The sequence below is a fragment of the Acinetobacter sp. OYA S30 genome (assembly GCF_033599315.1).
Taxonomy (GTDB): Bacteria; Pseudomonadota; Gammaproteobacteria; order Pseudomonadales; family Moraxellaceae; genus Acinetobacter; species Acinetobacter baumannii.
Genome location: NZ_JAWVAV010000081.1, coordinates 1 through 4,125 on the forward strand (window position 1 = coordinate 1; position 4,125 = coordinate 4,125).

The 4,125-nt window shown below is 37.1% G+C and carries 4 protein-coding genes; all 4 read right to left on the bottom strand.

The genetic code is table 11. From position 1 onward, the window contains the following. Positions 1 to 44: 44 nt before the first annotated feature. The 4 genes from R5R67_RS18915 to R5R67_RS18930 all read right to left on the bottom strand — a co-directional run bounded on the left by R5R67_RS18915 (position 45) and on the right by R5R67_RS18930 (position 3,820). The gene (locus R5R67_RS18915; protein ID WP_004812234.1) at positions 45 to 272 is read right to left on the bottom strand and encodes a hypothetical protein; all 228 of its coding nucleotides are present in this window, start codon (positions 270 to 272) and stop codon (positions 45 to 47) included. Positions 273 to 591: 319 nt separating this feature from the next. Then, entirely contained in the window at positions 592 to 1,158 is a 567-nt protein-coding gene (locus R5R67_RS18920; protein ID WP_000858429.1) for a plasmid replication DNA-binding protein, read from the bottom strand. A gap of 63 nt (positions 1,159 to 1,221) precedes the next feature. Then, positions 1,222 to 2,151: a replication initiation protein RepM gene (gene repM / locus R5R67_RS18925; RefSeq protein WP_000200914.1), complete on the bottom strand. Its 930-nt coding sequence runs from the start codon at positions 2,149 to 2,151 to the stop codon at positions 1,222 to 1,224. A gap of 499 nt (positions 2,152 to 2,650) precedes the next feature. Continuing rightward, positions 2,651 to 3,820: a MobA/MobL family protein gene (locus tag R5R67_RS18930; protein WP_004698297.1), complete on the bottom strand. Its 1,170-nt coding sequence runs from the start codon at positions 3,818 to 3,820 to the stop codon at positions 2,651 to 2,653. Positions 3,821 to 4,125 lie beyond the last annotated feature (305 nt).

Genomic DNA, 4,125 nt, shown 5'->3' on the forward strand with positions numbered 1-4,125 from the left:
CTTCTATCATAAAAAAGAGAGCTGCTAGCTCTCTTTTTTATGTTTTATTCAAAATGAAGTTGATATTTATCCGTCGTAATCTTGATCTTGAGGTTCTTATATTTTCGTTTTGTGGCACTCAGGGCTGAATCTGTCACTTCTGCATAAAATTTAGGGTCATTCATTAGATCATTAAATAGTTTATATCCAATCAATAACTTACTAGATTTTTTCTTTTCCTTTAGATCATTTTCAATCAACTGATCCAATTCTTTTACAGAAAAACTATGCATATTACCCTCTATAGTATCTTTCTGATAAAACAGCATACAGACTTAGCAAGAGGATTTAAAGCTTATTAGATAATTGATATTTATGAAATTGTGAGAAAGATAATATATTAGATTTATCTATTTAAGTTAAGTTTTTCTAAAAATAACATAATACACCTTATACGAAATGCGTTATAATTATCTATAGAAATCAATGCTGTAGTTTCTATTTTATAGCCCGAACATCCCTGTACGGGCTTTTTTTTGTGATCTTTCACGTAATATGGCTATTCTTTAATCAAATCCTTACAACTTTGATTAGCTCAGTTGAATAGTACCCTTAGCCATTCGGCAAGAAAAACCGGCTTAACCACCCTCTTTTCGGCTGCTCCGGTTCAACCGGCTCCGGCACCGGAATACGCTTATTTTCCGTTTTTTCCGGAGTAGTCAATCCGTCATGTTTGTCGTTATCTACATTCAATGTAGGTTCTACTTGAGATGGACTAGATTGCACTGAAGATTGATCTGAAGTTGGTGTGGGATGAACCTGAGTTGGCTTCATTTCAATTAGGGTAAGTAATGTATCAATACGAGAATTTGCTTTAGCTTCGCGATCTTCTGCTTTTTCTAACTGTTTCTTTAGAAAATCGATCTGATTCTTTAGTTCAATAACTGTATTGTCTGTGTATTCAGGTGTATTTATAGTTTGTGTTGGAGACGTATCAGTGTGTTTTGAGTGTTTTCCACTAAAAGGTTCACCATAAACGCGGAGTAACTCAGAGAAGTCGATAGAGCCATCATGATCACGACTTAACACCCCATTTTTTATATCTTTATAAAGTGTAGCACGAGATTTCTTATACAGTGTGGCTGCATCACTAACACTGTATTTTGTACTTGTTTTCATAGTGTATTGCTGTGTATTTAGGATACGTATTGAAGAATACAATAAGTGTATTCTTCAATACACTCAAGCTTTAAACCCTAAGTTCTTTAAGTGTGGCAAAAACTGCTGTTGTTGGTGAGGGTTTCTAAGCATATCCTTAATTTTAGCAGCTAAAATCTCATAACTTTCACCTTCTGAGGCTAAATGGGAAAGCTCATGTAAACGTGATAATTGATTCCCGAATAGATTAATTTGAGCATCAGATAGCTGATAAAAATCTTTCGAGGTATGTGTTATGGATTTAGATTTTTCTTTAAAAGAAAAGATAATATGAGTGACTTTACGCCCTGTTTTTTTCTGCTCATAAGTGACTTTTAAAGGGCTATATTCATTGATTTGGTCTATAGCAGTGTCAATTACTCGTTTCTTGAAATCAGCGAATAATGGGTACTTTTTACCGAGTTCTAACATTGTCCGTAAACTCTCAACAGAAATTTCACGCTTACCTATTTGCCGATATTGAACCAGTAGCTCATAAATACGAATACCGTATCCACTATTGATCCCAGCAATGTCTGATAAGGCATATTTGGTGAATTCTCTACTTAGATTGGAAATAAATGGCAGAATGGGTTTTGAAAAACGGATTCCAATGACACTTTGACTATCTAAAAATTGGATTTCTTGCACCCATCTCATTTTTATAGATTTATCATCAATACTGAGGTTAATAGACCTCTCATAGAGTCTATTAATACCTTCCTTTAAATCTCTGTATGCAGTTTTCTCATGTACGCCCAATTGTTTTAATTCATCGACGCTAACAGGGTATAACTCATCATCTGTAATAGGCTGATTTTTGGGAATCCGTGAAATGGCAGCTAAGACAATTCGTTGCTCTACGGCACTTAATTGATACGATGCTTCTATTACTTGATTTGATTTTACAACGTGATTTTTATTCAAAACAAAACCATTGATTTTTCTAATATATGACAAATATATACTTGTCATAGTTAGTAGTCAATCCGTCATAGTTAAGTAGTCAATCCGTCATAGTTAGTAGTCAATCCGTCATAGTTAGTAGTCAATCCGTCATATTTAAACGCTGAAACCTTTGCTATATAAGGCACAGAGACGACTGAAAAGATTTAAAAGATTTAAAATATATTAAAAAGGAAAGAATGAAAAATTGCCCTATGTTTTCGCTACGCTCAAACTCTATTGAACTTCGCTTACGCTCAGTTCGAAGGGGCAATTTTTGGGTTAATCTCGTGATAACTTCAAAAAAGCAAAAGCAACTCGGAATTCGCTTCGCTCATAAGTTTTTTATACTCGCTTCGCTCGACCTAGATGCAAATTAAATCTGTTCGCACCCTCCGGGATGCTCTGTATCTCAGTCTCAGCAGCAAAGGGGAGTTTGTAATCAGGGAAAAAGCATGGCAAAAATTTTAATTGTGTCTGTTCGCTCGTAGACACTCGCTCTGTAAACTTTGGATAAAACCAACTGAGCTTAAAAACCAGGGCCACCGTAATCATAATCATCAGCTTTAGGTTGTACTGGTTCTGATTGAGTGCGTTTGGGAGGCGTATTTTGTATCGGTAATACGTATTCAGGAAGTGAATGCACCTTGAACTCAAAACATGGGGTACTGTTACGTCTTGAGTCTTCTAGTTTTTCATTCATTTCGTAGATGGACCAAGCTTCTTGTTTAAGTATAGGGCCTTGGTTTTTGATAATTTCATTCAAATCATTTTTTAGTTTGTCCTTATTTGTTGCATTCTTGATTAAGTAATTCAGGTAATACATGACTTCCAATGATGAAAATGGGTTGTTTTCAGCACTATAAAAATATTCATGTTGTTGATCTAATTGCTTTTGGCGTTCTTCGAGTTCTCGTTCTTGCTGGTTGTGTTCTCTGATTTTTTGGATTTGGGCGAGATATTCCGCTGTCGCATTTTGTTGTCCAACGCCTAGTTTTGGCTCTGGAAGGTATAGCGTGCTGTGGATCTCGTTATATTTTTCATAGCTGTCTGCTGAAACCTGATTTTTGATGGTGATGTCTTGGCCATCCAGTGTGTAGGTGACGGTCGGGCAGTGCTGTGCAAGGGCATCATTCAAATGATTTTCCCATTGTTTTCGGATATAGATCAAAAAAGTGGAATAGTCTTCATGGCCATCTTGAAGTTGGATTTTTTTGGCACCGCCTTTGGCTGGATCTTGAGGGTTATAGCGTTTGAAGTACTGTTCTGCGCTGCGTTCAATGCCGTCATCCGCTTTTAGCGAGAACATCAGATGACAATGAGGCTGATCTTCGCCACTGATACGTGATTTTACGTTGTGTATGGCGTATGAGTGCGGATATTGCTGTGGAACTATATGTTTGTCTAAAAACGTCTCTATGAGCGTTTTACGCTGTTCTGACGTGAACTCATTCGGTAGGGCAATTTCATACTCCATGTAGGCCTTGGCATTGGCTCGTTCATACGTATCTGCTGCCTGCCAAAAATCAATGGGATCTTTTACAAAGGCAGGCATACATCGACCAGGTTCAATATGTTCTATGGTCTCATTGCTGGTTTTGCGGATGCCTTCATACTGCATCAGCCGGGAAATGTAGAGATAATGGCCGGTCGCATAGCCCTTATTTTTGCTTTTGACGCTGAAGTGGTAGCTGGCCATGTTCACCTCTGCTGGGTTGTGGGTTCGGTTTTTATGCAGTGAAACGGAATGAAAACCGCCCGGATTTGAAATGCCTGTATGGCTGAAAAATCCGGTTGAAGGGGGTCAAGGGGGAAGCGCCCCATTGCGTACTAGTTTCTCCGATGAGGAGAAACTGTCAAGTGCGAATTATTTAATATAAAAATAAAATTTCTTTTCAAGAAATTTTATTTTTATATTAAATAATTATTTTCAGACTGCCCTCTTTAAATATGGTAAAACCATATTTAAAGAGGTTGCAGTTCTGAAAATTTGGCGGCAGATGA